Source organism: Cupriavidus sp. SK-3, from assembly GCF_000611145.1.
In the GTDB taxonomy this organism is placed as follows: Bacteria; Pseudomonadota; Gammaproteobacteria; order Burkholderiales; family Burkholderiaceae; genus Cupriavidus.
In genome coordinates, this window is the sequence record NZ_JFJV02000241.1 from 3,462 (window position 1) to 5,974 (window position 2,513).

The window sequence follows — 2,513 nt, forward strand, 5'->3', positions numbered from 1 at the left end:
TCTTTCGATCACTTAAATACATTTTGGTTGATACAATCACAACCCGGTATCGTGTTGTTACTGCAGCGTCTCATCAACGCTCACGACACCTTTACTACATCCCATATTTTTAAAGAACAGCCGACTGAGACTTAGTCCCCTGTCGCCTTGGCAAAGCCAAATGCAAGCACTCAACGCTAAGCGCTTGCATTTGACCATGCAACACAGGACACGCAGCGCGCATCCTGGCTCTAACAACCAACAAACCGATAAGTGTGAACGCTCAACTTGAGATGCACGCTCTGAAAGGAGGTGATCCAGCCNGTTAAAGAACAGCCGTGCGAAACTTCGTCTCGCAACGTCTTGGCCAAGGCCAAAGGCAAACGCTCAATCCTAAGCGCTTGCCTTTGACGACCAATCCAAGGTGCACACCGAAGTGCGCGGTAAATGGTGGAGGATGACGGGATCGAACCGACGACCCCCTGCTTGCAAAGCAGGTGCTCTCCCAGCTGAGCTAATCCCCCATGTACTTCTGTCCGGAGGTTCAGCGTCGAACCACCATCCGTAACTTGGTGGGTCTGGTAGGACTTGAACCTACGACCCCCGCCTTATCAAGACGGTGCTCTAACCACCTGAGCTACAGACCCTTGGCTGTAACAGCAAACAAACCGATAAGTGTGAACGCTCGACTTTGGATGCACGCTCTTGAAAGGAGGTGATCCAGCCGCACCTTCCGATACGGCTACCTTGTTACGACTTCACCCCAGTCATGAACCCTGCCGTGGTAATCGCCCTCCTTGCGGTTAGGCTAACTACTTCTGGCAAAACCCACTCCCATGGTGTGACGGGCGGTGTGTACAAGACCCGGGAACGTATTCACCGCGGCATGCTGATCCGCGATTACTAGCGATTCCAGCTTCACGTAGTCGAGTTGCAGACTACGATCCGGACTACGATGCGTTTTCTGGGATTAGCTCCCCCTCGCGGGTTGGCAACCCTCTGTACGCACCATTGTATGACGTGTGAAGCCCTACCCATAAGGGCCATGAGGACTTGACGTCATCCCCACCTTCCTCCGGTTTGTCACCGGCAGTCTCTCTAGAGTGCTCTTGCGTAGCAACTAAAGACAAGGGTTGCGCTCGTTGCGGGACTTAACCCAACATCTCACGACACGAGCTGACGACAGCCATGCAGCACCTGTGTCCACTTTCCCTTTCGGGCACCTGATGCATCTCTGCTTCGTTAGTGGCATGTCAAGGGTAGGTAAGGTTTTTCGCGTTGCATCGAATTAATCCACATCATCCACCGCTTGTGCGGGTCCCCGTCAATTCCTTTGAGTTTTAATCTTGCGACCGTACTCCCCAGGCGGTCAACTTCACGCGTTAGCTACGTTACTGAAGAAATGAATCCCCAACAACTAGTTGACATCGTTTAGGGCGTGGACTACCAGGGTATCTAATCCTGTTTGCTCCCCACGCTTTCGTGCATGAGCGTCAGTGACGTCCCAGGGGGCTGCCTTCGCCATCGGTATTCCTCCACATCTCTACGCATTTCACTGCTACACGTGGAATTCTACCCCCCTCTGACATACTCTAGCCTTGCAGTCACAAGCGCCATTCCCAAGTTGAGCTCGGGGATTTCACGCCTGTCTTACAAAACCGCCTGCGCACGCTTTACGCCCAGTAATTCCGATTAACGCTCGCACCCTACGTATTACCGCGGCTGCTGGCACGTAGTTAGCCGGTGCTTATTCTTCCGGTACCGTCATCCCCCCGCTGTATTAGAGCAGGGGATTTCTTTCCGGACAAAAGTGCTTTACAACCCGAAGGCCTTCTTCACACACGCGGCATTGCTGGATCAGGGTTGCCCCCATTGTCCAAAATTCCCCACTGCTGCCTCCCGTAGGAGTCTGGGCCGTGTCTCAGTCCCAGTGTGGCTGATCGTCCTCTCAGACCAGCTACTGATCGTCGCCTTGGTGGGCCTTTACCCCACCAACTAGCTAATCAGACATCGGCCGCTCCTATCGCGCGAGGCCTTACGGTCCCCCGCTTTCACCCTCAGGTCGTATGCGGTATTAGCTAATCTTTCGACTAGTTATCCCCCACGACAGGGCACGTTCCGATGTATTACTCACCCGTTCGCCACTCGCCACCAGGATTGCTCCCGTGCTGCCGTTCGACTTGCATGTGTAAGGCATGCCGCCAGCGTTCAATCTGAGCCAGGATCAAACTCTTCAGTTTAATACCTGTGTGGTTCCGCGCAGTTACCTGCTGAAACCTCGCTCTTTCGAGCGGTCGCTCACTCTNAAGAACCTCGCTCTTTCGAGCGGTCGCTCACTCTCAGAAAACTGACTGGCTACATCCGTGATTTACACCCCGGACATAACCAACATGTTTTACTGTGCGAGCACTTTATAACTTGTAAGCTAAAAGACCGAAGTCTTCCGCATCCGCTATCAAGCGCCCACACTTATCGGTTGTTTGTTTGTTAAAGAACTAGCCGCGGTTCGCTTTGCTTACCGCGTCGCTGCGTTT

Annotated in this window: 2 tRNA genes and 1 rRNA gene; all 3 read right to left on the bottom strand. The window is 53.3% G+C overall.

The features are described 5' to 3' along the window. Positions 1-427: 427 nt before the first annotated feature. A tRNA-Ala gene (locus tag CF70_RS25210) sits at positions 428-503 on the bottom strand. Positions 504-549: 46 nt separating this feature from the next. After that, positions 550-626: transfer RNA gene (locus CF70_RS25215), tRNA-Ile, on the bottom strand. Positions 627-687: 61 nt separating this feature from the next. Next, a 16S ribosomal RNA gene (locus tag CF70_RS25220) occupies positions 688-2,219 on the bottom strand. Positions 2,220-2,513: the final 294 nt, after the last annotated feature.